This window comes from Microbacterium sp. A20, from assembly GCF_004794515.1.
GTDB lineage: Bacteria > Actinomycetota > Actinomycetes > Actinomycetales > Microbacteriaceae > Microbacterium.
In genome coordinates, this window is sequence record NZ_SSDF01000065.1 from 46,167 (window position 1) to 70,564 (window position 24,398).

Genomic DNA, 24,398 nt, shown 5'->3' on the forward strand with positions numbered 1-24,398 from the left:
CGCCGCGGCCCGTGAAGCCGACGCATTGACATGATCGCATACGGATTGCAGTATGTGCATCATGGATTCAATGCCTGGCGATGGAGCCGATGACAATCCTCTGCTGTGGAGCCGACGCTCCATGTTGCGAGCACTCATGATCGCGGGAGTGCTTCCCCCGGTGCTCGGCTCGTCGTTCGGAGCCGCCCCCGCAGCGGCGACGGAGCTCACGACGACGACCGGCGCGTACGCCGATGCCCTCCGGCGGCTCGACAAGCCGAACCTGGCGTTCACGCAGGTCGCGCAACTGGTCGGGCAGAACCACCGGATGACCTTCCACCAGGCCACCTGGGACGGCGGGGCCACGATCGTCCGCGACCTCGAGGTCGCGCACAACGGCGGATGGCTGCAGGTCACAGATCCGGCGCACCGCTTCGACGAGCAGTGGCTCGTGCTGGAGGGGACGTTGCCGTCGGGCAGCGCGCCCGAGCTCTACGGACCGCTGGCGCCGAGCTGGCTCGGTTTCACCTCGTACCAGGTGCTCGGCTCGCAGGCCATCGAGCTGACCACGAGCACCGACGACGTCGATCTGGTCGTCCGCTGGCGTCTGGAGGGCGCCCATCCCGAGGCGCACTATGTGCTGACCGCCAAGACCGCCGGCGACTACATCGTCGGATATCAGAGCCAGGACGCGAAGTCGCTCGACGATCTCGACGAGGTGCTGTGCGGGTCGTATCAGCATGCGCTCTCGGTGCTCGACGGGTCCGCGCCCCTGGGCGCGTGGGAACTCTTCGCGCCGATGGCGCTGACGCAGTACGCGGTGGGTGACGTGGCCGTCACCTCGGGGGTGTACCTGCCCGCCGAGGTCGCCGAGTTCGTGCACGAGCGGCAACTGATGGCCGACCGGCAGCCCTACGGGATGAGTCTGCGCAACGACAGCCTCGACATCGTGCCCAGCATGTACGCACCGCAGCCGGGCCTGCGCACGGCTATGGCCGTCGGCGAGCAGCGCGGCTTCGCCTTCGGCCTCGCGGCCCGCCCGGACACGCTGTACGGCACGTACTCGCAGCTGTGCCGCAACGAGTACGGCCTGACGGCCTACCGTCGCAACGTCTACGACCGGTCGCTCACCGACGCCGTGCACGCGATGGCGGCGCTGATCGCGGTGGAGCCCGACGGTGACGACTCCGTCGACTACATCCCCTCGTACTCCGGATGGTGGAACCGCGCCAAGGGGTTCGTCGACGTGGAGAACGAGGATGCCGTGCGCGCCGCGGCCAGCGGCGTCGTGCTCGCGGCGCACTATCTCACCGGCACGGCCGACGGCATGCTCTACGACCGCCGCGCCCGGCCGCTCGTCGAGTACCAGCTCTCCCGGAAGGGCATCGGGCACACGCCGATGATCGGGAGCCCGGTCTACAACGACACGAGCCAGTACCGCATCGGCAGGATCCCCACGGATGCCGTGAATCTGGCGTCGCTCTACCAGCTGACGCACGGCCGCAACGCCGGCATCCAGCGGCTCGCGGTGAAGGCGACCAAGGCCGGCGTCGTCGGGCAGAGCAGGGCGCCGTTCTCGAACGCGCTCGCGACCTACCGGATCACCGGGGATCCGGCATACCTCGCGGAGGCGACGTTGATCGCCCGCCGCTACTCGCAGGAGCAGATCCTGGAGCCGTACCGCAGCAACGGTCAGCCGCCCGGCGGGTTCGCGTACAGCTTCTCGAAGTACTGGGTCGACCTCCTGGAGATGTTCGAGGCGACGGGCGAGAACGAGTTCCTCGACGGCGCGTATCGGGAGGTCCAGCGCTTCATCACGCAGACGGCGGTCCGTCCGGTCCCAGGTGGCACGGTCACGGTGCCGGCCGGCCACGTGATCAAACAGCAGTACGACTGGGAGTCGCGTTCGTCGCTGCCGTCGTACCCGACCACGAACGTGCCGACCGAGACCGTCCCGGCCTGGTACGTGTCTCCCTCGGGCCTCACGTTCGAGGCGCTCTCGTCGTTCAAGCTCGGCGTCAGCACGCTGACCGACCCGGGCGGGGGCTACGTGTTCAACCCGTGCTGGGCGGGAGCCCTGCTGCGGCTGGCGCATCACACCGGCGACGAACTGCTGGCCGACATCGCCCACAACATGGTGATCGGCCGGTTCACGACATACCCCGGCTACTACGGCCGACAGTTCCAGGTCGCGCACATGAAGCCAGACTTCGCGACGAGCGGCCCGGTGGGCATCACCGGCTACTACTTCCATCACGCGCCAGCCCAGCTCGGTCTCGCGATGGACTACCTGCTCAGCGAGAGCTTCTACCGCAGCGGCGGCGCGATCGAGTTCCCGCACGTGTTCGAGGCCGACTTCGCCTACTTCAAGTTCTTCGCCTACGGTCATGCGCCCGGGACGTTCTTCGGCGAGGACGGCGTCTGGCCGTATCTCCCTGCGAGGCTGATCTCCGTCTCGAACCCGCTCGTCAACTGGATCGGCGGCGTCGGCAACGATGCTCTCTACGTCAGTCTCACGAACTCCGCCGGTGAGGCGCAGCAGGTGATCGTCGACCTCTCGACCGAGCTCACGGGCATCCCGCGGAGCTTCTCGGGCGCGGTCGAGCTGGTGACCGCGAACGGCAGCCGGTCCACCGGCGCGGCCGTCAGCGGCCGGGTCACCGTCAGCGTGCCGGCGCGCGGGCTCGTCGCCCTCGTCATCCGGAACGTGGACGTGCAGCGCCCGGGTCTGCCGTTCGACGACGTGGCCGACCACGGACGCGACAGCTTCCACGAGGTCGACACCGACCCCGCCACCGACTACGGCGTCGCCCGCGGGATGCTCCTGGTGCGGCCCGACGGTCAGGGATACGACGCCTACGTGCAGATCGACACCGAGCAGCAGGCGACGCTGTCGTATCGCATCGGCGGCGGGCCGGTGAAGCAGGCTCCCGCGAAGGCCTATCCCTACGAGTGGACGATCCCGGTCGATGACCTCACCGACAAGTTCCGCTACACGATCACCACGGGCGGGACGACCACCGACGAGGTGACCCTGCGGCTGCCGGCCAGGATCAGCGGAGCCAACCCCGGAATCGTCGGCGACGTGATCGCGCAGGCGACGGGCACGGCCGGGGACCGCGTCCCGTTGACCTTCGAGGTGCGCAACGCCACCGCGGATCCGATCACCGGCGCCATCGCGGTGACCCTGCCGACGGGGTGGCAGCTCGACGGGACGGTGCCGGCGATCACGGTTCCCGCAGAGGGCTCCGCACGGGTGGAATCGGCGGCGGTCATCGCGACCGCGGCACCGCTCGGCGAGGTCGACGTCGCGGCGACCCTGACGGTCGCGGGGGAGGACCCCGTGAAGCTGCGCGCGGCGGCGATCGAGGTGATCGACCGGCGACGACTGGTCTCCCTCACCTCGGATGTCGAGATCGTCAGCGGGCCCGGCGCGGTCGCCAAACTCACTGCCCTCGTCATCAACACCGGGGTGACACCGCTGCAGGGCACCCTGGCTCTGTACGGGGTCAGCGGATGGAGCGTGGGGCAGCAGAGCACGAGCATCACGGTGCCGCCGCGATCCGACCTCACCCACACCTGGACGGTGACCGCGGGTTCCGGCGTCGCGCCCGGATCATCGACGCGGTTCGAGGCGCGGCTCGATCAGACCCTGCGCCGGGGCGTGCTCGTGCGCGTGGCCGACGAGGGCGTCATCGCACACACCCAGTCCCCGTGGCCGGGCTACCTGGAGTCCGGCAACTGGTACCCCAGCGGACTCTCGGGATGGAACGGCACGCGCACGCGGTACAGCGACTCCGACTCGGTCGGCAGCACGGTGACGTGGAACGTGGAGCTGCCGGAGGCCGGTCTCTACCGGGTCTCGGTCTGGTACCCCACGAACTCGACGACCACGACCTCGGCGGCATACGTCGTGGAGCACAAGGACGGCAGCTCCGAGGTCATCGTGGACCAGACGCAGGGCGCGGCGGCCTGGCGTTCGCTGGGCTCGTTCCGCTACGCCGCGGCAGCGACCGGCACGGTGCGGCTCGAGGTGCGCAACGCCAGCATCCACCGGGTCAGCGCCGCGCAGTTCGTGCGCATCGGGAACTGACGCGAAAGAACGGGTGGGCGGGCCGGAGAGATCCGGCCCGCCCACCCGTTATACATCGGATGTCGATGCGGGTCAGTGCCGCACGTACTCCTGGATCGCGTCCTCGTCGACGGTCACGCCGAGGCCGGGGCCGGTCGGCACCACGAACCCGCTGTCCGCGCGGACCTCGAGCGGGGTCGTCAGCAGACGGTTGGCGACGGGGAGGGTGAACGGCTGGTACTCGAACGCGAGGAGCGACGCGGCGCTCGCGGCGACATGCACACCGGCGGCCATCGCGATGCCGAACGCGGCCGAGTGGTGCGGGGCGACCGGCACGTGGAAGGCGTCGGAGACGGCCGCGATCGCGAGGCCCTCGGTGATGCCGGTGCGGCCGATGTCGGGCTGCGTGAGGCCCACCGCGCGGCGGGTGAGCCAGTCCGTGAACTCGAAGCGGCTGCGCATCGCCTCGCCGATCGCGATCGGGGTGGCGAGGGCGGTGGCGAGGTCGTGATGCCCCTCCACGTCCTCCGGGGCGAGCGGCGCCTCGAAGAACCAGGCTCGCCGGTCGTCCAGCTCGCGACCGAGCGCACGCGCCTCGCCGAGGCGATACGTCCAGTGCGCGTCGAGCGCGACGTCGAGGTCGGGGTGCACGCCGCGGACCGCGTCGTAGGTGGCCAGGTCGGTGCGGATGTCGACGCCGAGATGCAGCTTGATACGGCGAACGCCGCCCTCCACGAGCTCTGCGGCCTTCTCGGCGCGCTCGACATCGTCGACGCCGCGTATGCCGGAGACGTAGGTCGGCAGCACCTCGTGGAAGCGTCCGCCGGCGAGCTCGGACACCGAGAGGCCGGTGGCGTGGCCCCAGAGGTCCCAGAGCGCGATGTCGACCGCGGCCATCGCGTCGGCCTGGTGCCCGGTGAGGTGCCCGCGCTCGCGCATGGACTCCGTCATGCGGTGCCAGAGCGTGCGCACCGAGCGCGGGTCCTCGCCGAGGATCAGCGGGGTGAGCAGGTTGTCGACGATCGCCGCGGCCACGACCGGGGCGACGGGCGCGAGGGCCTCGCCCCAGCCGATCAGACCGTCATCGGTCTCGATCTTGACGAGCAGCGTCTCGTAGCCGGGGGAGTACAGGCTCCGCCACGGCGGGCGGATCACGTAGCCACGATGATCGACTGCGGTGTCGCCGGCATACGAGTTGTTGGCATCCTCCTTCGACAAGTAGAGGGGGAAGGTCTGGACGCGCGTGATCTTCACAGGGGTCTCCAATAGACGGGGTGGTCGAACGGCCGGCGGCAGGTGCCGTCGTCAGAGGTGGGGAAGCCGCATCGCGGCCGAGGTCAGAGTGCCGCGAACGCCGATGCGGTCCGGGAGGGGCTGTACCCGAGGGCCACCGAGATCTCGTCGGCTGCTTCGATGAGCTGCAGGGCGAGTTCCTGATGCGGTGCGTGCAGGTCGAGCACGGAGAGGGGGCCGCTGGCCGAGATGCCCGCGACGATCTCACCGGCCCGGTTGCGGATCGGCGCGGCGATGCAGGCACGGCCGAAGGCCAGCTCCTCGATCTCGGTCGCGTAGCCGCGGCTGCGTGTCTCGTCGAGAGCGGTCTGCATGGCGGCGCGGTCCACGATCGTGTGCGGCGTGAAGCGCTGCGGCGTCTGCGCGAAGTACTCGTCGACCTGCGCGTCGGACATGCCCGACAGCAGGGCCTTGCCGATGCCGGTGGCGTGCAGCGGCCCGGTGCGACCCGCCATGGCGAACGACTTCGGTGCAAGCGCGCCTTCGAAGTTGCAGAGGTAGGTGAAGGTGAAGCCGCTGAGCTCGGCCACGTTCACGCCGATCTCGATCCGGCGCGCGAGGTTCTGCGCGATCTGCCGCGAGGCGCGGAAGATGGGAGAGCCGTTGATCGCGACCGTGCCCAGCGACACTGCTGCGGGGCCGAGGCGGTACAGGCCCGTGCGGGCGTCCTGCACCACGAACTTCATGCGATCGAGTGCCGACATCATGCGCGAGACGGTGGACTGGCCTAGGCCGGTCAGCGTGCACAGCTCGGAGACCCTCAGCTCGCCGGATTCCTCCGTGAAGCAGGCGAGCAACGACATCGCCCGTTCGACGGTCTGCGTGCCGCCTACCGATTCCGATGCCATGGTGACTCCTCCTTGGTGATGTGGCCGCATCTGCGACGCTGCGGCTCGTCGCCGCTGCCAGTCATCCTATTCAGCGAAATGGCTTCGAGCAACACAAATGTGGGTGTCTTATGCATTTTGTGGATTTCGCATCCGCATTGTGGTTAACTGGCCGCACGTCGACGTTGACGACTGTGACGACGACGCGCAGGGCCCTCCGGGGTCGTCTCTACTGGAAAGTGACTGCAATGCAACAAGCCATACTCGAGCGGCCCGCGGAGAGCGAGCAGAAGGCTGTCGAGCCCCGCTCCGGGCGACGCTCCACGCTGGGCGCGAAGGATCGCACCTTCGGTTTCATGATCGCACTTCCCGCGGTCCTCCTGTTCCTCGTGATCGCGATCTTCCCCCTCGTGTCGAGCATCTTCACGAGTCTGTTCGACCAATCGCTCCTGCGCCCCGAGCGCACGTTCGTGGGCCTCGACAACTATGCGGCGGTCTGGGACGAGTTCTTCGCCCGTCTCGGCACCACCCTCGTGTTCGCCTCGCTCGCGACGGTCTTCCCGCTCATCCTCGGTGTCGCCCTGGCGCTGCTGCTGAACGCCCGCATGCGCGGACGGAACATCCTCCGCGGCGCCCTCATGCTGCCGTGGCTGCTGCCCGGTGTCGTCGTGTCCTTCCTCTGGGCGTGGATCTTCAACGACAGCTACGGCGTGGTCAACCACGTCCTCGCGACTTTCGGACTGCCCGAGATCAGCATGCTCGGCACCCCGACCGGCGCCATGGCCGCCGTGGTCATCGCCAAGACCTGGCACTCGTTCCCGTGGATCATGGTCGTCGCCCTCGCCGTCCTCCAGACGCTGCCGAGCGAGCAGATCGAGGCCGCCACCATCGACGGCGCCACGCGCGCCCAGCGGTTCCGCCATATCTCGCTGCCGCACATCGCCGGCCCCGTCACCCTCGTCGCAGTGCTCGAGTTCATCTACAACTTCGGCAACTTCGACACCATCTTCGTGATGACCGGCGGCGGGCCCGGCAACTCGACCACGACGCTCGCGGTCAGCCTCTACGATCTCGCGTTCGGCAGCTACGAACTCGGCAAGGCCTCCGCGATGGGCGCCCTCTGGCTCGTCCTGCTCGCGATCATCACGAGCGGATACCTGTTCCTCAACCGTCGGCTGGAGAAGTGATGCGCCGTAGTCGTGATGTGGGGGAGTCGATCATCCGCCCCCACCTGTCCATCCCGGGACGCGTCCTGCTCCTGCTGCTGGCCCTGTTCGGCCTGCTGCCGGTCTACTGGCTCACGGCGACCGCGTTCACGAGGAAGGAGGACGTCTTCTCCGCGGATCGTCCGTTCTTCCCGGTCAATCCGACGATCGAGAACTTCGTCGGGTTCTTCCAGAACGACCTCCTGCTGAAGAACCTCCTGAACAGCATCATCGTCTCCACCGGCACCGCCCTGCTCGCGGTCCTCGTCGGCGGCCTGATGGCTTACTCGCTCTCGAAGTTCCGTTACCGCGGCCGCAACGCGATCATGTTCATGTTCCTCATCGGTCAGCTCATCCCGGGCGCGCTGCTGCTCATCTCGCTGTACCTGATGCTGAGCTCGGCCGGACTGCTCTACACCTACACGGCGCTGATCATCTCGTTCACGACGTTCACGCTGCCGCTCGCGGTGTTCCTGCTGAAGGGCATCATCGACGCCCTCCCCGACGACATCCTCGAGGCGGCCAAGGTCGACGGTCTCTCGCGCACCGGGACGATGTTCCGCATCGTGTTCCCGCTCGTGGTCCCCGGGCTCATCACCGCGGGCATGTTCGCCTTCATGCGCGGCTGGAGCGACCTGCTCTTCGCCCTCACCCTCGCCGGACCCGACAAGCAGACGCTGCCGGCGGGTCTGACGCAGGCGTTCATCCGCGAGGGCACCGCCGACTGGCCGGCCCTCATGGCGGCGTCCCTCATCACGTCGCTCCCGCTCGTCATCATCTTCGTCCTCCTGCAGCGCTACTTCGTCTCCGGTCTCGCCGCCGGGGCGGTCAAGGGGTAGCCATGCGTCTCCCGAAATGCTCTACCCCCATCACCTCGAAGGAGCAGTCTCCATGACCATCTCGAACTCACAGCTGAGCCGCCGAGCCTTCCTCGGAGGCGGCACCGTGCTCGCCGCATTCGGTGCACTCGCGCTCGCCGGGTGTGCGACGCCCGCCGCACCCGGCGCCGGTGCCGGAGGCGCCTCGGCGGGCGGCGCGACGGAAGCTGCGACGATCAACTTCTACGGCAACTCGCTCGGCGAGGAGGCGCTGAAGTCCGCGTGGCAGGGGATCCTCGACGGGTTCTCGAAGAAGGAGGGCGTCAAGGTCGCCCCGGTCATCTACCCGTACGACCAGGCGGCCACGCAGCTCGCCCTCACCGGACGCTCCGGCAACCTCATGGGTGTCGGTCAGTCGGGCGGGTGGCAGGTGCTCACCCCGATGAACATCCTCGCCGACCTCACCGACCTCGCCAAGGGTCTCGGCATCCCGCAGGGCGTGCTCGACTCGTACACGATGGACGGCAAGCTGCTCGTGCTGCCGCTGACGGCCGCCGGCATCGGCATCATCACCAACGGGGAGATCGCGAAGAGCGTCGGCATCAAGTCGGGCATGACGGTGGAGCAGTTCGCCACCGCCCTCGAGAAGATCAAGAAGCAGGACAAGTCGCTGATCCCGTACGCCGCGGTCACGAAGAACCCCGACCTGAAGGACTCGGTCCCGTGGATGTGGGGCTTCGGCAGCGACGTGGTCACCGACGACCTCAAGTGCACGCTGGGCGACGCCGAGAGCGTCGAGGCCGTCACCTGGTACAAGTCCCTGCAAGACCAGGGCCTGACGCAGACGAACGTCGCCCGCAGCGATGCCCGCATCCTGTTCGCCAGCGGCCGGGCTGCGATCTACGACGACGCCCCGCTCGCCTCGACCTTCGTCAAGACGAACGGTGCCGCGCAGAACATCATCGACAACATCGGGGCGATCTCTCGTCCGACCGTCGGTGGCAAGGACTCCTTCAACCGGGCCTGGGGCAGCGGCGTGTTCGCGACAGCGGGCGAGGGCGAGCTCACCAGCCGTGACTTCATCCTCTACGCGGCGACCAACGTCGAGGCGGCCACCGCGCTCTACGAGAACTCCGCCGTGGCTCCGGCCGCCAAGAGCGTCGCCGACAAGATCCCGGCGCTCGCGGCCGACAAGTTCCAGGGCGCGTTCCGCACTGAGGTCTCCGAGCACGCTCGTGGCGCCGCGTGGGACCGCGTCGCCGTGACGGCACAGATCGATGCCGCCATCGGTGCCGGGGTCGCGACGATCCTCGCCGGTCAGGTCGAGGCCCAGGCGGGCCTCAACGCGCTGAAGAAGGAAGTCCAGGGGCTGCTCGACTCCAACGCCTGAGCCCCCTCGCACGAAGAAGGCCGCGTCCCGAAACGGGACGCGGCCTTCGTCGTGTGGCGCAGGGCGGGGTTAGAGCCAGCGGTCCCGCAGGACCGGCTTCAGCCAGGCCGCGGGGGACGAGATCGAGAGACCGCCGTCGACCGCGATGGATGTTCCCGTGACGAAGGAGGCGGCGTCGGAGGCGAGGAACGCGACCACCGAGGCGACTTCCTCCGGTCGCCCGATGCGTCCGAGGGGGTAGCCCTCGCTCTCGCCCGTGTCGGCGGCTGAGATGCTCCCCGGCTGCACGGCGTTGACCCGGATGCCCTGGGGGCCGTAGTCGAGCGCCAGCTGCCGCACGAGGCCGTCCACGCCCGCCTTGGCGGCCGCGTAGGCGGGCAGGGCGGGGGCGGCGAGCGACGAGTTCACCGAGGTGACCGCGACGATCGACGCCCCGCGGGTGAGGCGGGGGAGTGCCGCGCGGGCCACGAAGAACGCCGAGTCCAGTGTCGCGCTCAGTGCTCCGCGCCAGTCGTCGTCGCTCGTGGCCTCAGCGCGCGCGATCGGCATGCGGCCGGCGGCGAGTACCACGACGTCGAGCCGTCCGAGAGCCTGCTCGGCATCGGCGACGGCGCGATCGGCTGCTTCGGGCACGCTGCAGTCCGCGACGAGGTAGCGCTCGAAGACCGGGTCGGCAGAGTCCTCGAGCCCCACGCCGACGACGGCGTCTCCGCCGTCGACGAAGGCGCGGGCGATCGCGAGTCCGATGTCGGAGCTGCCGCCGATCAGCAGTACGCCGCGGCGTGTCACACGCGCACCGTGGCGGGGATCGGCGGGAGTGCCAACTCGTCGATCACGAGCTTGACCGAGGCGCGGCTGCCCGCGTCCAGGCGGGACGCCGGGTAGCGCACCGTCGCGTGATCGATCACGCCGCGTGCGACGAGAACCTCCTTGTGCACCGCCCAGGCGATGCCTCCCTGCAGACCGATGAGCACGAGAGGGAGCATACGACGGAACTCGGCGCGGGCTTCCTCGACGCGCCCCTCGAGGAACAGTGCGAGCACGGGGCCGAGCAGGTCGGGGAACTCGCAGGCCGGCATCGTGCCGACGGCGCCCCTCGCGTACTCCTCGAGGCAGAACTGGGCGTTCTGGCCGCCGAGCACCGCGAAGTCGGGATCCTCGATCGCGGCGACCACGGCGCCGACCTTGGGTGCTGTCGGCGGCGCCTCGACCTTGACGGAGTCGACGCCGTCGAGGCGGGCGATCTCGGCGATCAGGCTCGGAGCCATCGCGACGCCGGTGACACCGGGCGCATCCTGCACCATGACGGAGAGCGAGGTCGCGGCGGCGACATCGCCGTAGAAGTCCACGAGCGTGCCGGCGGGCGGCTTCACCATGAACGGCGGGAGCACCATGAGGGCGTCCGCACCGCCATCCTCGGCGAGGAGGGACTGCTCGACGGACGTCGCGGTGGAGGTGCCGTTGACGCCGGCGATCACGGGGATCCTGCCGTCCACGACCCGGACGACGTCGTCCAGGATCGTGCGCCGCTCGTCCGTCGTGAGGGCGAAACCCTCGCTCGCCATCCCGAACACGGCGACGCCGTCGACGCCGGACGCGAGCTGGAACTCGACCAGCCGGCGCAGGCTCGCGCGGTCGAGGGCCCCCGTCTCATCGAACGGGGTCGCCAGAATGGGCATCAAGCCGTGGAGTGTCTGAGCCATCAGCTGTTTCCGCGCTTCATCATCGTGGGTCCACATTTCTCGCAAGTGTTATGCATATTGTGAGATAGTCTGCCACATAACGGTTACGAGCTACCAGCGAAGGATGATCCGGATGTCGCACACCCCGCCCTCCCGAACCGTGGAGATCCTCTCCGACGCCCGCTACGTGCAGGCCGAGTCTCCGCGCTGGGACGGGCGCGACGGCAGCCTCGCCTGGATCGACATGGCCACCGGGTCACTGCACCGCGGTCGGATCGAGCAGGGGAGGGTGATCCCCGAGACCGCGGTCGTCGTGGGAGCGCAGATCGGGGCGCCCATCCCGCTCGCGCAGCCGGGAGCCGGGTGGCTGGTCGGCGTCGATCGCCGCGTCGTGCACGTCGGCGATGACGCGGCCGTGACCCCGCTCACCGACGACGTCGCCGCACCCGGTGACTACATGAACGACGGCGGCGGCGACCCCGCGGGGCGCTTCTGGGTGGGCAGCCAGTCGATGCCGCGCGATCCGCACTGCACGTTGTGGAGCATCGGCGCCGACGGCATCCCGGTCGCACGGCTCGGCGGGGTCACCGTGTCGAACGGTCTCGCCTTCGATCGCACGGGCTCCACGCTGTACTACATCGACACCCTTCCGCACCGCAGCATCGAAGCCTTCGACGTGGCCGCCGACGGCGCGCTCTCGAACCGCCGCACGGTGTGCCGGGTCGACGGCGGCAACCCCGACGGCATGACGATCGACCTCGACGGCATGCTGTGGGTTGCGGTCTGGGACGCCGCCGAGGTGCGCCGCTACTCGCCCGAGGGTGAACTCCTGGAGACGATCTCGCTCCCCGCGAAGCGCCCGACCGCGGTCGCTCTCGTCGGCACGCTGCTCGTGATCACGACGGCGAGCATCGGAATCGCAGAACCGGGAGAAGCAGACGGCGCGCTGCTCGGCGTGCAGGTCGACGTCGGCGGGACTCCCGCGTGGCCCTGGGCAGGCGAGGCCCCCGTCGTGCGCGGGGCCGTATCGGCCGCGGAGGTAGCCCGGTGAGCACCGTGGACAACGCGCAGCTCGAAGAGCGGCTTCGCGCCACCCGGCTCGTCGCGATCCTCCGCGGCACGGATGTCGATGCGACGGTGGCCGCGGCGCGCACGCTGATCGACGCCGGCGTGCTGACACTGGAGATCGCCCTCACCCTCCCGGATGCCGAAGAGGCGATCGCCCAGGTCGTGCAGGATGCTCCCGCATCGGCACTGATCGGCGCCGGGACCGTACTCAGCGAGGCCGACGTCGAGCGGGCAGCATCCGCCGGGGCGCAGTTCATGGTCACGCCGACCCTCAGCGCCTCGGTGGGATACGCGGTCGCGCAGGGCATCGGTGTGCTCCCGGGTGTGTACACGCCGACCGAGATTCAGCGAGGTCACGATCTCGGCAGCGCCGCGGTCAAGCTCTTCCCCGCCTCGGCGCTCGGGCCCGGCTTCATCCGTGCGGTGCGCGACCCGTTCCCCGGCGCGCGGATCATCCCCGTGGGCGGAGTGAGCGTCGACACCGTGGGCGAGTACCTCGCGGCAGGGGCGTTCGGGATCGGGGTCGGGGGACCGCTCGTCGGCGATGCGGCGACCCCCGGGGGAGATCTCGCGGCGCTCGCGGTTCGCGCACGGTCGTTCGTGCGGGCCGCCAGCCCCGCCTGATCGAGGTCCGCCCCGGCGTCGCAGAGAACCCGGTGCGCGATGTCGGCGGCCGTGGCTACCATGTCGCCATGGCTGATAGCGCTGCTGCTTCCGTTCCCTCCGTCCACCGCCCCTCCACCGTCGATGAGGTCGCCGACGTCGTCAGACTCGCCTCCCGCGAGGCCGTCCCCTTGACCGTGGTCGCCGGCGGGCACGGGCCGTGGTCGCATGCCCCTGCCGAGGGGATCCGGCTCGAGCTCGGCGGTCTGTCCGGCATCGAGGTGGATGGCACCACCGTCCGCGTCGGCGGAGGCGCCGTCTGGGGTGATGTCGCTTCGGCGCTCGCCGCGCACGGTCTCGCGCTCAGCTCGGGCGACACCGCCTCGGTCGGTGTCGGCGGGCTCACGCTCGGCGGCGGAATCGGCTGGATGGTGCGGGCCTGGGGTCTCGCCGTCGATCAGCTGATCGGCGCACAGGTCGTCACCGCCTCCGGTGATGTGGTCGAAGCGTCATCCGAGACGAACCCCGAACTCTTCTGGGCGCTGCGCGGCGGCGGTGGCAACTTCGGCGTGGTCACGCGCTTCGACTTCGAGGCGCACCCGCTGCCCGGTATCGCCTTCGCCGAGAGCGTGATCGATGGCGATGCGGCCGCCGTGCTCCGTGCCGCGCGTGATCTGCTCCGAGACGCTCCCCGCGAGCTCACCGTCACGTATATGGACGTGCCGGCGATGGACCCGAGCGCCCCGGCGGGAGCGCGGCTGAGCGCGGTGTGGGCGGCACCGGAGCCCGATCGGCTGCGCGCCGTGCTGGAGCCGATCTCCGCGCTCCCCGGCGTGCAGACGGAAGTGACGACACCGCCGTATCGCGAGGTACTGATGGAGATGCCCCAGCCCGAAGGGGACGAGGCTCCCGCCCCTCCCGGCTTCATCGGCGGCAACGGGCTCTACGCCGACCTCGATGATGCGCTGATCGAGCGGCTCGTCGCCTTCCGGCGCGCGTATCCGGCGTCCGTGGTGTTCCTGCGCTCGCTGGGCGGTGCGTTCCACGACGTCGCCCAGGAGGAGACGGCCTTCCCTGCCCGCACGGCGAACTGGTTCGTGATGGCCGGGGCGTTCGACATCCCGGGGATGCTCGATGAGCAGACCCGTGCGGCGATCGAGGCCGACGGGGAGAACATCCGGGCCGGACGGCTGGCCGAGTACGGCAACTTCGCCGACACCGAGCGGCCCGAAGCCGTGCCGGGGATGTTCTCGGCGGAGGCGCTCACCCGGCTGCGGGCGGCCAAGGCGGACTGGGACCCGCAGAACGTGTTCCGACGCAACCACAACATCCTCGTGTGATGCACAAAAGCCCGGGAACCACGAGGTTCCCGGGCTTTCGATGACGAGAGGTCAGTGCGTGTCTTCCGCCTCGATCTCGGTGCGGTCTCCCGACCACAGCGTGTGGAAGGTGCCTTCCTTGTCGATGCGCTTGTAGGTGTGTGCGCCGAAGAAGTCGCGCTGTCCCTGCACGAGCGCGGCGGGGAGGCGGTCGGCGCGGATGCCGTCGTAGTACGACAGCGACGACGAGAACGCCGGGGCGGGGATGCCGGCTTCGGCTGCCGCGATGACCACTCGGCGCCAGGCAGCCTGAGCACGGGTGATCGCCTCGGTGAAGTACGGGGCGGTGAGCAGGACCGGCAGGTCGGGCGTCTCGGCGTAGGCGTCGGCGATCCGGTTGAGGAACTGGGCGCGGATGATGCACCCGCCGCGCCAGATCTTGCTGATCGCGCCGAGGTCGATGTTCCAGCCGTACTCGGCGGCGCCCGCGCGGATCTCGTCGAAGCCCTGCGAGTACGCGACGATCTTGGAGGCGTAGAGCGCCAGACGCACATCTTCGATGAACGCCTCGGTGTCTTCGACCGAGAACTCCTCCTCCGGTCCCGGCAGGTCGCGGGAGACCGCGCGCTGCTCGGGATGCGAGGAGAGGGAGCGGGCGAAGGTCGCTTCGGCGATGCCCGAGACGGGGACGCCGAGCGACAGCGCGGTCTGCACGGTCCACGCGCCGGTGCCCTTGGCGCCGGCCTGGTCGAGGATCACGTCGACGAGCGGCTTGCCGGTCTCGGCATCCACCTGGCGGAGCACCTCGGCGGTGATCTCGATCAGGTACGACTCCAGCTCGCCCCGGTTCCACTCGGCGAAGATCTCGGCGATCTCCGCGGGGGTCTTGCCCGTGCCGCGGCGGATCAGGTCGTACGCTTCGGCGATCAGCTGCATGTCGGCGTACTCGATGCCGTTGTGCACCATCTTCACGAAGTGTCCGGCACCGTCGTGGCCGACGTGCGTGACGCACGGCTCACCCTCGGCGACCGCGGCGATCGACTTGAGGATCGGTCCGAGCGTGACCCAGGACTCGTCCGAGCCGCCGGGCATGATCGACGGGCCGAGCAGGGCGCCCTCTTCGCCGCCCGAGATGCCGGCGCCGACGAAGTTGATGCCGGTCTCGCGGACGGCCTTCTCGCGGCGGATCGTGTCGGGGAAGTAGGCGTTGCCGCCGTCGACGATGATGTCGCCCGGCTCGAAGACCTCGACCAGCGAGTCGATCACGGCGTCGGTCGGGCCACCGGCCTTGACCATGATGATCGCGGTGCGCGGCTTCTGCAGCGAGTCGGCGAACTCCTGGTAGGTGCGGGCGGGGACGAACCCGGCCTCGGGGTGCTCGTCGAGGAGCGTCTGGGTCTTCTCGTAGCTGCGGTTGAAGATCGCCACGGTGTTCCCCTCGCGACTGGCGAGGTTGCGGGCGAGGTTCGATCCCATGACGGCGAGTCCGACGACTCCGATATTCGCTGATGCTTCGGGCACAGAAGGCTCCTCGAGGGTGAAGAAGGGGTGGTTTCAGCGTATCGCTGTCCGGGAGGTCAGTGCTCGCCTGTGTCACGCGACGCGATGAAGCGCCGGGACACGGCGATGTCGCGGTCTCCGAGCCCCGCGGCCACCAGCTCGTCGAAGGCGGCCCGCAGGGTGGGCAGCAGCACCGGTGCGGTACCGGTGGCCTCGGCGATGTCGGCGGCGAAGCCGAGATCCTTCACCATGTACTGCGCGACGCCGCTGGGGGAGTCGTCGCCGGTGACGAGCTTCTCGCGACGGCTGTCGAGCAGGCGGGAGCCGGCGTATCCGCCGGAGAGCAGCGACCAGAGGGCGTCGAGGTCGAGTCCGGAGCGGTCGGCGAGCACCGTCGCCTCTCCGAGCGCGAGGATCGTGGCCGAGACGACGAGCTGGTTGCACGCCTTGGCGACCTCGCCGGCGCCGAGCGGCCCGAGCAGGACGGGGGTGCCGCACGGGGCGAGCACCTCGGCGGCGAGGGCGGCATCCTCCGGGGCGCCGCCGAGCATGATCGAGAGGGTCCCGGCGATCGCGCCGTCTTCGCCGCCCGAGACGGGGCAGTCGACGACCCGCACCCGTCCGTCGGTCTGGGCGCCGATGCGCTCCGCGAGCGCGCGGACCGCCGGTGCCGACGAGGTGGAGCCGATCATGATGAGCAGTTCGCCGGCATCCGCGAGAAGTCCGTCCGGGCCGTCGAGCATCGCCTCGAACGGGGGCAGATCGGGGAGCATCATCAGGAGCACGTCTACTCTGGAGGCGAGTTCGCGTGGCGTCTCCGCCCAGGAGGCTCCGGCCGCCAGCAACTCCGGCTGCGGGCGACGGGCATGGATGACGAGTCGACCATGGGCGGCGAGCAGGTGGTCGGCCATCGGGCGGCCCATGGCGCCGAGACCGACGGCCCCGACGGTGACGGATGAGATGTCCATGCGCACACGGTAGCAACAATCCAATGGATAGAACAGTGTCCAACAGGATGGATCTGAGCTAAAGTGAGGGATCCACGACTTCCCGAGGAAGGGATCAGCATGACGGGGACCGAGAAGAAGCTGCGCGCCGTCGTGACGGTGCCGCTGCGGGAAGACCTGTGCCGGCTCATCGAAGAGCTCGAGCCTCGCGTCGAGGTGGTCCGCGATCACTCGCTCCTCCCGCCGATGCGTGGACCTGCCGACTGGTCCGGCGACCCGGACTTCACGCGCACCGCGAGCGAGCAGCAGGCCTTCGACGAACTGGTCGACTCCGCCGACGTGCTCTTCGGCATTCCCGATGTGGATGCCGCGGCGCTGGCCCGCACGGTGGCGGCGAATCCCCGCCTGCGCTGGGTCATGACGACGGCAGCCGGCGGCGGGGCCGCGATCAAGGCCGCAGAGCTGGAGCGTGCGGACCTCGACCGGATCGTGTTCACCACCAGTGCCGGCGTGCACGGGGGTCCTCTGGCCGAATTCGCGGTCTTCGGGGTGATGGCGGGCGCGAAGAACCTCCCTCGGCTCCTCGCCGATCAGAGCAGCCGCACGTGGCCCGACCGCTGGGAGATGCGTCAGCTCGACGAGATGACCGTGCTGATCGTCGGTCTCGGCGGCATCGGTTCGGAGTGCGCGCGGCGCTTCCACGCACTCGGTGCCCGAGTCTGGGGCACGACCCGGTCGGGGGAGCCGGTCGCCGGCGTCGATCGCCTGGTACGTCTCGACGAGCTGCGCGACGCGGTGTCCCACGTCGATGCGATCGTCGTGACGCTGCCGGGGACGGCGCAGACCCACCATCTGATCGATGCCGACATCCTCGACGCGGTGAAGCCGGGCGCGATCGTCGCCAACGTCGGCCGCGGCACGGTGATCGACGAAGCCGCCCTGCTCGCGTCCCTCGACGACGGACGTGTCGCGTTCGCCGCCCTCGATGTCTTCGAGCGTGAGCCGCTCGATGACGCGTCGCCCCTGTGGACGCATCCGAACGTGCTCGTGAGCCCGCACACGGCCGCGCTCAGCTCGAAAGAGGAGGAGCGGATCGCGCGTCGCTTCGCCGAGAATGCGGCGCGCCTGCTCGATGGCGAGCCGCTGACCGCCGTGGTCGATACGGTCGAGTTCTACTGATCGGCACGCGGGTGTTCGCGCACCTGCGGCCCCACTGACGGCGGAAGGCGCAGCCATGGATGACGACACCCGTGAGGGACGCGATCCCGCGCCTGCCGTCACCCGCAGCATCCGCCTGCTCGGCCTCCTCGCCGACGCGGGTGGTCCCCGAACCCTGACCGAACTCGCCGGCGAACTCGGGCTGGCCAAGTCGTCGACCGCGAATCTGTGTCTCGCGCTCGAGGCCGGGGGCATGGTCGACCGCACGCCGCAGGGCTACCGCCTGGGAGTGCGCACCGCCGAGCTCGGGGGTGCGTTCGCCGCGCAGTTCAACCAGGTGCGCGAGTTCTACAGCGTGTGCGAGGCCTCGCCGCAGCTGGCGTCCGAGCTCGTGCAGGTCGCCATGCTCGACGGCACGGATGCGCTGTATCTCGCCCGGCACGAAGGGTCTCGGTCGCTGCGGCTGGGGACCCCGCTGGGCTCGCGACTCCCCGCTCCGCTCTCGGCCACGGGTCGCGCGCTGCTCGCGGCGATGAGCGATGCCGAAGTGGTCGAGCTCCTGGGGGAGGACGCGGTCTTCCCCGCGCTCACGGACCGGAGCGCGACCACCATGACCGGTCTGCTCGATGTGCTGGCCACCGCCCGTCGGCGCGGCTGGGCGCTGGATGCGGAGGAGTCGTTCCGCGGCATCGTGGGCGTCGCCGTCCCGCTCGAGGGCTGGGCGCCCACCGATCCGCCGCTGGCGCTCGGCGTCGCCATCCGTGCCGCCGAGGCGGACTACGAACGCATCGAGCGCGTGGGCGAGGCCCTGCGTGCGGCCGCCGCGGCGTTGACGAACCCCTTCAGTACCGCCGTACGCCGCTGACCGCTCTCGCACTGCCGCGCCTCCGCGGCTGGTGTCTTTCCGTGCATCCGAACCGGGTCCAAAGGGTTGAACGCAATCCAACGGGCTGGTACAGTCGTGCTCACGCCGCAGGCGAAGCCGATCGAAGGAGATGGCAGTGACCGACCCCCGCACCTCAGCACGAGCAGTGTCCGATGACCCGGAGTACGCGGCGAATCTGCGCCGCGCGACGCTCGCGTCCAGCATCGGCAGCGCGCTCGAATACTTCGACTTCGCGCTCTACGGGCTCTCGACGGCGTTGATCTTCAACGTCCTGTTCTTCCCGCAGGACGACCCAGCCATGGCCACGGTCGCCGCGTTCGCGACGTTCGGCGTCGGCTTCCTCGCACGGCCGTTCGGCGGATTGTTCTTCGGTGTCCTGGGCGACAAGCTCGGGCGCAAGTGGGTCCTGGTCGCCACGATCGTCCTGATGGGCGGGGCGTCGACCGCGATCGGTCTGCTGCCCACCTACGAGGCGATCGGGCTCTGGGCCCCCATCCTGCTGGTGCTGATGCGCCTCCTGCAGGGCTTCGGCGCGGGGGCCGAGCAGGCGGGCGCGACAGTGCTGATGGCCGAGTACGCGCCGGTCAAGCGCCGGGGGTTCTTCTCGGCCCTGCCGTTCGTCGGCATCCAGGCCGGCACCCTGCTCGCCGCGGTCGTCTTCGGGCTGATCACGCTGCTCCCCGAGGACCAGCTGCTGAGCTGGGGATGGCGCGTGCCGTTCCTCGCCTCGTTCGCGCTGATCCTCCTCGCCCTGTTCATCCGGATGCGGTTGCGCGAGACGCCGACGTTCATCGAGCTCGAGAAGCACGAGCAGATCGCTGACCGCCCCATCAAGGAGATCTTCACGCACGGGCTCCCCGGCGTCATCGTCGGCATCGGTCTGCGGATGGCCGAGAACGGCGGCTCGTACATGTTCCAGACCCTCGGTCTCGCGTTCTTCGTCACGGTGGTCGGCGACAGTGCCGACAAGAGCCTGCTCACCTGGGGTGTCACCCTCGGATCGCTGATCGGCGTCTTCTCCGTGCCGTTCACCGGACACCTCTCCGACCGTTTCGGGCGCCGCACGGTCTACCGGTTCGGAGCGGTCTTCATGCTCGTCTACACGTTCCCCGCGTGGTGGCTCCTGTCGCTCGGCAACTACGCCGTCGCCATCGGCGTGATCGCGATCGGCATCGGCGTGGCCGTGAACAGCATGCTCGGACCGCAGTGCGCCATGCTCCCGGAGCTCTTCGGCAACCGTCACCGCTACCTGGGTGTGGCGATGGCCCGCGAGATCTCGGCCGTGCTCGCCGGCGGTCTCGCCGGTGTGCTCGGTGCATACCTCATCGCGGTGAGCGACGGGAACTGGGTGCTCCTCGCGATCTACATGGCCGTGCTCGCCCTGATCACGACCGCATCGACGTTCCTCGCTCCCGAGACGCTGCGTCGCGACCTCACCCGCGTCGACGACGCGATCAAGGTCTCCCGGGAAGAGGGCGGCGACGACGTCTTCGCCACGACGGTGTCGATCAAGGCCGTCGGACGGTGAGTGCGCTGCCCGCGGGCCTCGCCCTCTTCGACCTCGGCGGCCGCGCGGCGCTCGTCACCGGCTCGAGCCAGGGCATCGGCCGGACGCTCGCGGAAGGACTCGCCGGAGCGGGTGCGACCGTCGTGGTGCACGGACGTGACGCCGGGAAAGCGGCGGCGGCTGCGCACGAGATCGCGCAGGCCACGGGAGCCGTGGTCCACAGCCTCGTCTTCGACGTCACCGACGCCGCGGCGGTGGATGCGGGGATGCGCGAGGTCGAGCAGCTCATCGGCACGCCCGACATCCTCGTGAACAATGCCGGAGTCCAGCGGCGGGCGCCGATCGCGGAGTTCGCGGACGAGGACTGGGATGCGCTCGTGCAGACCAACCTCTCCAGCGTGTTCCACCTGTCTCGCCGCGTCGCGGCCGGCATGATCGCCCGCGGTTCGGGGAAGATCATCCAGATCGGCAGCGTGCAGTCGCAGCTCGCCCGTCCGTCGATCGCCGCGTACGCGGCGACCAAGGGCGCGATCGTGATGTTCACGAAGGGGCTCTGTGCCGACCTCGCCCCGCACGGCATCCAGGCCAACGCCATCGCTCCCGGCTACTTCGCGACCGCCCTCACGCAGCCGCTCGTCGAGGACGAGGAGTTCTCGGCGTGGGTCCGCGGACGCACGCCGGCCGGACGTTGGGGAGACACCCGCGACCTCGTCGGTGCCCTGCTCTTCCTCGCCGGCGGTGCGAGCGACTTCGTCAACGGCCAGACGCTCTTCGTCGACGGCGGAATGACGGCGGTCGTCTGATGCGTCTCGGTCGAGTCGCGTCCGCAGCAGGCCCCCGCTGGGTGCGCGAGACGCCCGATGGGCTCATCCCGGTCTCCGACCCGTTCCTCGCGTTCGCGGAGGGCCGCGCCCCGGATGATGAGGGTGACGCCATTGCCGGAACCGTCGTCGCTCCCGTCGATCCGCTCGTCATCGTCGGCATCGCCCAGAACGGTCCGGGCCACGTCTCGCCGGTGCAGGCATGGCTCAAGAGTCCGCGCACCGTGGTCGGAAGCGGTGCGGAGGTCGTGCTGCGGCGCGATGCGGGCGCCCCGGTGGCCGAGGGCGAGATCGCCGTCGTGATCGGCCGGGCGACGCACGGATTGACGGCCCGGAACGCGCACGAGTACGTGCTCGGCGTCACGGCCGTGAACGATCTCTCCAGCCCCGACCGCGCGAGCGTCGATCCGCGCAACTTCGAGTCCAAGTCGGGGGAGCGGTACACGCCCCTCGGTCCGTGGATCGACACCGAGGCGGGGATCGACGATGTCGACCTCGATGTCGAGGTCGACGGGCTCCTCGTCGCCCGGACCGGGAGCAGGGAGCTGCCGATGGCGATCCGCGAATGCCTCGCCTACGTCGCCGCGTGGTCCGTTCTGGGGCCCGGCGACGTGGTGATGACCGGTGCTCCGCATTCGCAGGCGTCGGTGCGACCCGGCCAGCGCGTGACGATCCGGGTGGGCGGAGTCGAACTCGTCACGGCGTTCGTCTGACTGAGGAGGAGACCTGGTGGACAATCTCGCCGTGGTGGCCCACGCCGCCGAAGACCTGCGCATCGAAGACATCGGCGCTCCCGCGCCCCACACCGACGAGGCGGTCATCGACATCGCCTACGGGGGAATCTGCGGCTCCGACCTGCACTACTTCCGGCACGGCGCGGCCGGGGCCTCGGTGCTGCGCGAGCCGATGGTCCTGGGGCATGAGGTCTCGGGTGTCGTGGCCGTCGCCGCGGCGGACGGCTCGGGTCCCGCCGTCGGAACCTCGGTGGCCGTGCACCCCCTGACCGCGCACGGCGACGGGCGCACGCCCTGGCCGTCCGATCAGCCGAATCTCGCGCCGGCCTCGACGTACCTCGGCTCGGCGATGCACATGCCGCACACGCAGGGTGCATTCGCACGACGGGTCTCGCTGCCCACGCGCATGCTGCATCCCCTGCCCGCGGGTCTCGATCTCAGAACCGCAGCGCTGGCCGAGCCCGCGGCCGTCGCCTGGCATGCCCTGCAGCGAGCCGGCGAGGTGTACGGGCGCCGAGTCGTCGTCATCGGCGCAGGGCCGATCGGTCAGCTGGTCGCCTCGGTCGCCCAGCGCGGCGGGGCGGCGTCCGTGACCGTCACCGACCTGCAGCAGCGTCCGCGCGAGATCGCCGAGGCGCGTGGCATCCGGGCGATCGATGCCAGGGCCGAGGCGGAGATCGCCGAGCTCCACGCAGACATCGTGCTCGAATCCAGCGGCACCGTCCCCGGACTCGCGGCCGCGGTCTCGGCGGCGATCCGCGGCGGAACCGTCGTGCTGCTCGGCCTGCAACGCGGGGGAGAGGTGCCGGCCCCTCTGGCCACGGCCATCACCCGCGAATTGACGCTTCGCGGCTCGTTCCGTTTCGGCGACGAGCTCGACGACGTCATCGCCGCGCTCGCCGACGGCAGCCTGGACGTCCGCGGTATCATCAGCGAGGTGCTGCCCGTCGAGCGTTCTCACGATGCCTTCGCGCTGGCAGCCGATCCCGCGAGCTCCTGCAAGGTGCTCATCGACTTCGGCCTGGAGATATGAGCGTGCGCATCGTCGTGATGGGTCCCAGCGGCTGCGGCAAGTCCACGGTGGGCGCAGCGCTCGCCGAGAGCATCGGGGCGCGCTTCATCGACGGCGACGACCTGCATCCGCTGACGAACGTCGAGAAGATGGCCGCCGGCATCCCGCTCGACGATGGGGACCGGATGCCGTGGCTTCGCACCGTCGGAGCGGCGCTCCACGGCGCGGACCGGATCGTCATCGCCTGCTCCGCGTTGCGCCGTCAGTACCGCGACGCGATCCGCGAGGAGGCGCCAGACGCGTTCTTCGTGGAGCTGGTGGTCGAGCGCGCCACACTGGAGGCGCGCCTCACGCAGCGCGCGGAGCACTTCATGCCTGCATCGCTGCTGGATTCGCAGCTGGAGACCCTGGAGCCGCTGCAGGACGATGAGAACGGGATCCGTGTCTCGGCGTCACTGGCTCTGGACGAGGAGCTGCGCCTCATCCGTGATGCGGTGCAGGCGACGGCGGTCTGAAACCGCAGGGGTCTGAAACGCCGTCAGTCCTTCTGAAACGCCGTCAGTCCTTCTGAAACGCCGTCAGTCCTTGCGGTAGCCCGAGCGCCCCATCGCGAACAGCGCGAAGAACGACGTGACGGCGGCGCACACGGTCATGGCGCCGATCAGCCAGAGGATTGCGTGCGAGAGGAAGGCGCCGTCGAGCATGGGGGTTCTCCGTGTTCTGCAGAAAAGGACCGGTGTCCTCAGCCTATCGGGTCATCCGGTACCATTGAGGCTGTACCTCGGCGAGGGATGCTTCTGCGCGTGCGCGTTCATCCGTTATCGACGCGGCGAAGCAAGCCCGGTGGCTTTCCTCCTGCGTCAGCGAGTTCGACAATTCCAAGACCACCGCGCGGCGCCTTCGCTGCGTGCCCCGAAGGAGAACCCCATGTCTGAAGACACCAAGGTCCAGGCCGAGCTCCGCGAGAGCTTCGGCAAGGGCTTCGCCCGCCGCCTCCGCGCCGCCGGCAAGATCCCCGCCGTCATCTACGGCCACGGCACCGAGCCGGTGCACGTCGCGCTGCCGGGCCACCAGGTCTCGCTCATCATCCGTCGCGCCAACGCGCTGCTCGAGCTCGACATCGAGGGCAAGGGCCAGCTCGCCCTCGTCAAGGACGTCCAGCGCGACCCGGTGCACCAGATCATCGAGCACATCGACCTGCTCGTCGTGAAGAAGGGCGAGAAGGTCGCCATCGACGTGCCGATCGTCGTCACGGGCGAGTCGGCTGCCGGCACCATCGTGAACCTCGACGCGACCACGCTGTCGATCGAGGCCGAGGCCACGCACATCCCGCAGAACATCGAGGTCTCGGTCGAGGGCCTGGAAGAGGGCGCGCACATCACCGGTGCCGACGTGAAGCTTCCCAAGGGCTCCACGCTGCTCTCCGACCCCGAGGTTCTCGTCGTCGCGATCTCCGTCCCGGCCGCACCGACCGAGGACGACGAGGCCGAGGCCGAGGGCGAGGCCACCGAGGCAGCCGAAGAGGCCGCCGCGGAGTGATCTCCGGCTGATTCATCACAGAGGGGACGCGATCCGAT

The 24,398-nt window shown here is 69.6% G+C and carries 22 protein-coding genes; 15 read left to right on the plus strand and 7 right to left on the minus strand.

Annotation, left to right across the window (positions count from 1 at the left end):
• The first annotated feature begins 121 nt into the window (after positions 1-121).
• Positions 122-4,072, plus strand: a complete 3,951-nt coding sequence (locus DW298_RS05710) for a hypothetical protein (protein WP_136041500.1) — start codon at positions 122-124, stop codon at positions 4,070-4,072.
• Between the two features lie 72 nt (positions 4,073-4,144).
• Here the strand turns inward: DW298_RS05710 and DW298_RS05715 are convergent, their stop codons facing one another.
• Both DW298_RS05715 and DW298_RS05720 read right to left on the minus strand, forming a co-directional pair.
• A complete protein-coding gene (locus DW298_RS05715) occupies positions 4,145-5,305 on the minus strand; it encodes a mandelate racemase/muconate lactonizing enzyme family protein (RefSeq protein WP_136041501.1) in 1,161 nt (386 codons plus the stop codon).
• A gap of 83 nt (positions 5,306-5,388) precedes the next feature.
• Positions 5,389-6,192 carry an IclR family transcriptional regulator gene (locus DW298_RS05720; protein WP_136041502.1) on the minus strand — a complete coding sequence of 268 codons (804 nt, stop codon included), beginning with the start codon at positions 6,190-6,192 and terminating at the stop codon, positions 5,389-5,391.
• Positions 6,193-6,419: 227 nt separating this feature from the next.
• Here DW298_RS05720 and DW298_RS05725 point away from each other — a divergent pair, with 227 nt between their 5' ends.
• The 3 genes from DW298_RS05725 to DW298_RS05735 are packed head-to-tail and all read left to right on the plus strand — an operon-like array spanning position 6,420 to position 9,584.
• Positions 6,420-7,358, plus strand: coding sequence for a sugar ABC transporter permease (locus DW298_RS05725; RefSeq protein ID WP_136041503.1), 939 nt, complete (start codon positions 6,420-6,422; stop codon positions 7,356-7,358).
• Positions 7,358-8,215, plus strand: a complete 858-nt coding sequence (locus tag DW298_RS05730) for a carbohydrate ABC transporter permease (protein WP_051251218.1) — start codon at positions 7,358-7,360, stop codon at positions 8,213-8,215. The genes DW298_RS05725 and DW298_RS05730 overlap by 1 nt, the downstream gene beginning before the upstream one ends.
• A 52-nt stretch (positions 8,216-8,267) precedes the next feature.
• The gene (locus DW298_RS05735) at positions 8,268-9,584 is read left to right on the plus strand and encodes an extracellular solute-binding protein (protein WP_136041504.1); all 1,317 of its coding nucleotides are present in this window, start codon (positions 8,268-8,270) and stop codon (positions 9,582-9,584) included.
• Between the two features lie 69 nt (positions 9,585-9,653).
• On the opposite strand, the gene DW298_RS05740 is transcribed toward DW298_RS05735, so the two are convergent.
• Positions 9,654-10,373 (minus strand): SDR family oxidoreductase, encoded by a 720-nt coding sequence (locus tag DW298_RS05740; RefSeq protein ID WP_136041505.1) that lies wholly within the window; start codon positions 10,371-10,373, stop codon positions 9,654-9,656.
• Complete coding sequence (locus DW298_RS05745; protein WP_136041506.1) at positions 10,370-11,287, minus strand: dihydrodipicolinate synthase family protein; 918 nt, start codon at positions 11,285-11,287, stop codon at positions 10,370-10,372. The genes DW298_RS05740 and DW298_RS05745 overlap by 4 nt, the downstream gene beginning before the upstream one ends.
• A gap of 112 nt (positions 11,288-11,399) precedes the next feature.
• On the opposite strand from DW298_RS05745, the gene DW298_RS05750 reads away from it, so the two are divergent.
• The 3 genes from DW298_RS05750 (at position 11,400) to DW298_RS05760 (ending at position 14,277) form a co-directional block, all read left to right on the plus strand.
• Positions 11,400-12,317: an SMP-30/gluconolactonase/LRE family protein gene (locus DW298_RS05750; RefSeq protein WP_168429502.1), complete on the plus strand. Its 918-nt coding sequence runs from the start codon at positions 11,400-11,402 to the stop codon at positions 12,315-12,317.
• Complete coding sequence (locus DW298_RS05755) at positions 12,314-12,958, plus strand: bifunctional 4-hydroxy-2-oxoglutarate aldolase/2-dehydro-3-deoxy-phosphogluconate aldolase (protein ID WP_205820268.1); 645 nt, start codon at positions 12,314-12,316, stop codon at positions 12,956-12,958. The genes DW298_RS05750 and DW298_RS05755 overlap by 4 nt, the downstream gene beginning before the upstream one ends.
• Before the next feature lie 68 nt (positions 12,959-13,026).
• The gene (locus tag DW298_RS05760) at positions 13,027-14,277 is read left to right on the plus strand and encodes an FAD-binding oxidoreductase (RefSeq protein ID WP_136041508.1); all 1,251 of its coding nucleotides are present in this window, start codon (positions 13,027-13,029) and stop codon (positions 14,275-14,277) included.
• A gap of 51 nt (positions 14,278-14,328) precedes the next feature.
• On the opposite strand, the gene gndA is transcribed toward DW298_RS05760, so the two are convergent.
• Entirely contained in the window at positions 14,329-15,777 is a 1,449-nt protein-coding gene (gndA, locus tag DW298_RS05765) for an NADP-dependent phosphogluconate dehydrogenase (protein WP_136041509.1), read from the minus strand.
• 56 nt (positions 15,778-15,833) lie between these two features.
• Positions 15,834-16,724 (minus strand): NAD(P)-dependent oxidoreductase, encoded by an 891-nt coding sequence (locus DW298_RS05770; RefSeq protein WP_136041510.1) that lies wholly within the window; start codon positions 16,722-16,724, stop codon positions 15,834-15,836.
• A 99-nt stretch (positions 16,725-16,823) separates the two neighbouring features.
• Between DW298_RS05770 and DW298_RS05775 the strand changes: the two genes are divergently transcribed.
• The 7 genes from DW298_RS05775 (at position 16,824) to DW298_RS05805 (ending at position 23,336) form a co-directional block, all read left to right on the plus strand.
• Positions 16,824-17,882 carry a D-2-hydroxyacid dehydrogenase gene (locus DW298_RS05775; protein WP_136041511.1) on the plus strand — a complete coding sequence of 353 codons (1,059 nt, stop codon included), beginning with the start codon at positions 16,824-16,826 and terminating at the stop codon, positions 17,880-17,882.
• A gap of 55 nt (positions 17,883-17,937) precedes the next feature.
• The gene (locus DW298_RS05780) at positions 17,938-18,726 is read left to right on the plus strand and encodes an IclR family transcriptional regulator (RefSeq protein ID WP_136041512.1); all 789 of its coding nucleotides are present in this window, start codon (positions 17,938-17,940) and stop codon (positions 18,724-18,726) included.
• Between the two features lie 130 nt (positions 18,727-18,856).
• Positions 18,857-20,275: an MFS transporter gene (locus tag DW298_RS05785; protein WP_136041513.1), complete on the plus strand. Its 1,419-nt coding sequence runs from the start codon at positions 18,857-18,859 to the stop codon at positions 20,273-20,275.
• On the plus strand, positions 20,272-21,057 hold the full coding sequence (locus DW298_RS05790; RefSeq protein ID WP_136041514.1) for an SDR family NAD(P)-dependent oxidoreductase: 786 nt from the start codon (positions 20,272-20,274) through the stop codon (positions 21,055-21,057). Before DW298_RS05785 ends, DW298_RS05790 begins: the two co-directional genes overlap by 4 nt.
• The gene (locus DW298_RS05795; protein ID WP_136041515.1) at positions 21,057-21,788 is read left to right on the plus strand and encodes a fumarylacetoacetate hydrolase family protein; all 732 of its coding nucleotides are present in this window, start codon (positions 21,057-21,059) and stop codon (positions 21,786-21,788) included. The genes DW298_RS05790 and DW298_RS05795 overlap by 1 nt, the downstream gene beginning before the upstream one ends.
• Before the next feature lie 16 nt (positions 21,789-21,804).
• A complete protein-coding gene (locus tag DW298_RS05800) occupies positions 21,805-22,842 on the plus strand; it encodes an alcohol dehydrogenase catalytic domain-containing protein (protein WP_136041516.1) in 1,038 nt (345 codons plus the stop codon).
• Positions 22,839-23,336, plus strand: coding sequence for a gluconokinase (locus DW298_RS05805; RefSeq protein ID WP_136041517.1), 498 nt, complete (start codon positions 22,839-22,841; stop codon positions 23,334-23,336). The genes DW298_RS05800 and DW298_RS05805 overlap by 4 nt, the downstream gene beginning before the upstream one ends.
• Before the next feature lie 63 nt (positions 23,337-23,399).
• Here the strand turns inward: DW298_RS05805 and DW298_RS19725 are convergent, their stop codons facing one another.
• A complete protein-coding gene (locus DW298_RS19725; RefSeq protein ID WP_275087537.1) occupies positions 23,400-23,525 on the minus strand; it encodes a hypothetical protein in 126 nt (41 codons plus the stop codon).
• A 223-nt stretch (positions 23,526-23,748) separates the two neighbouring features.
• On the opposite strand from DW298_RS19725, the gene DW298_RS05810 reads away from it, so the two are divergent.
• The gene (locus tag DW298_RS05810) at positions 23,749-24,360 is read left to right on the plus strand and encodes a 50S ribosomal protein L25/general stress protein Ctc (protein ID WP_136041518.1); all 612 of its coding nucleotides are present in this window, start codon (positions 23,749-23,751) and stop codon (positions 24,358-24,360) included.
• Positions 24,361-24,398: the final 38 nt, after the last annotated feature.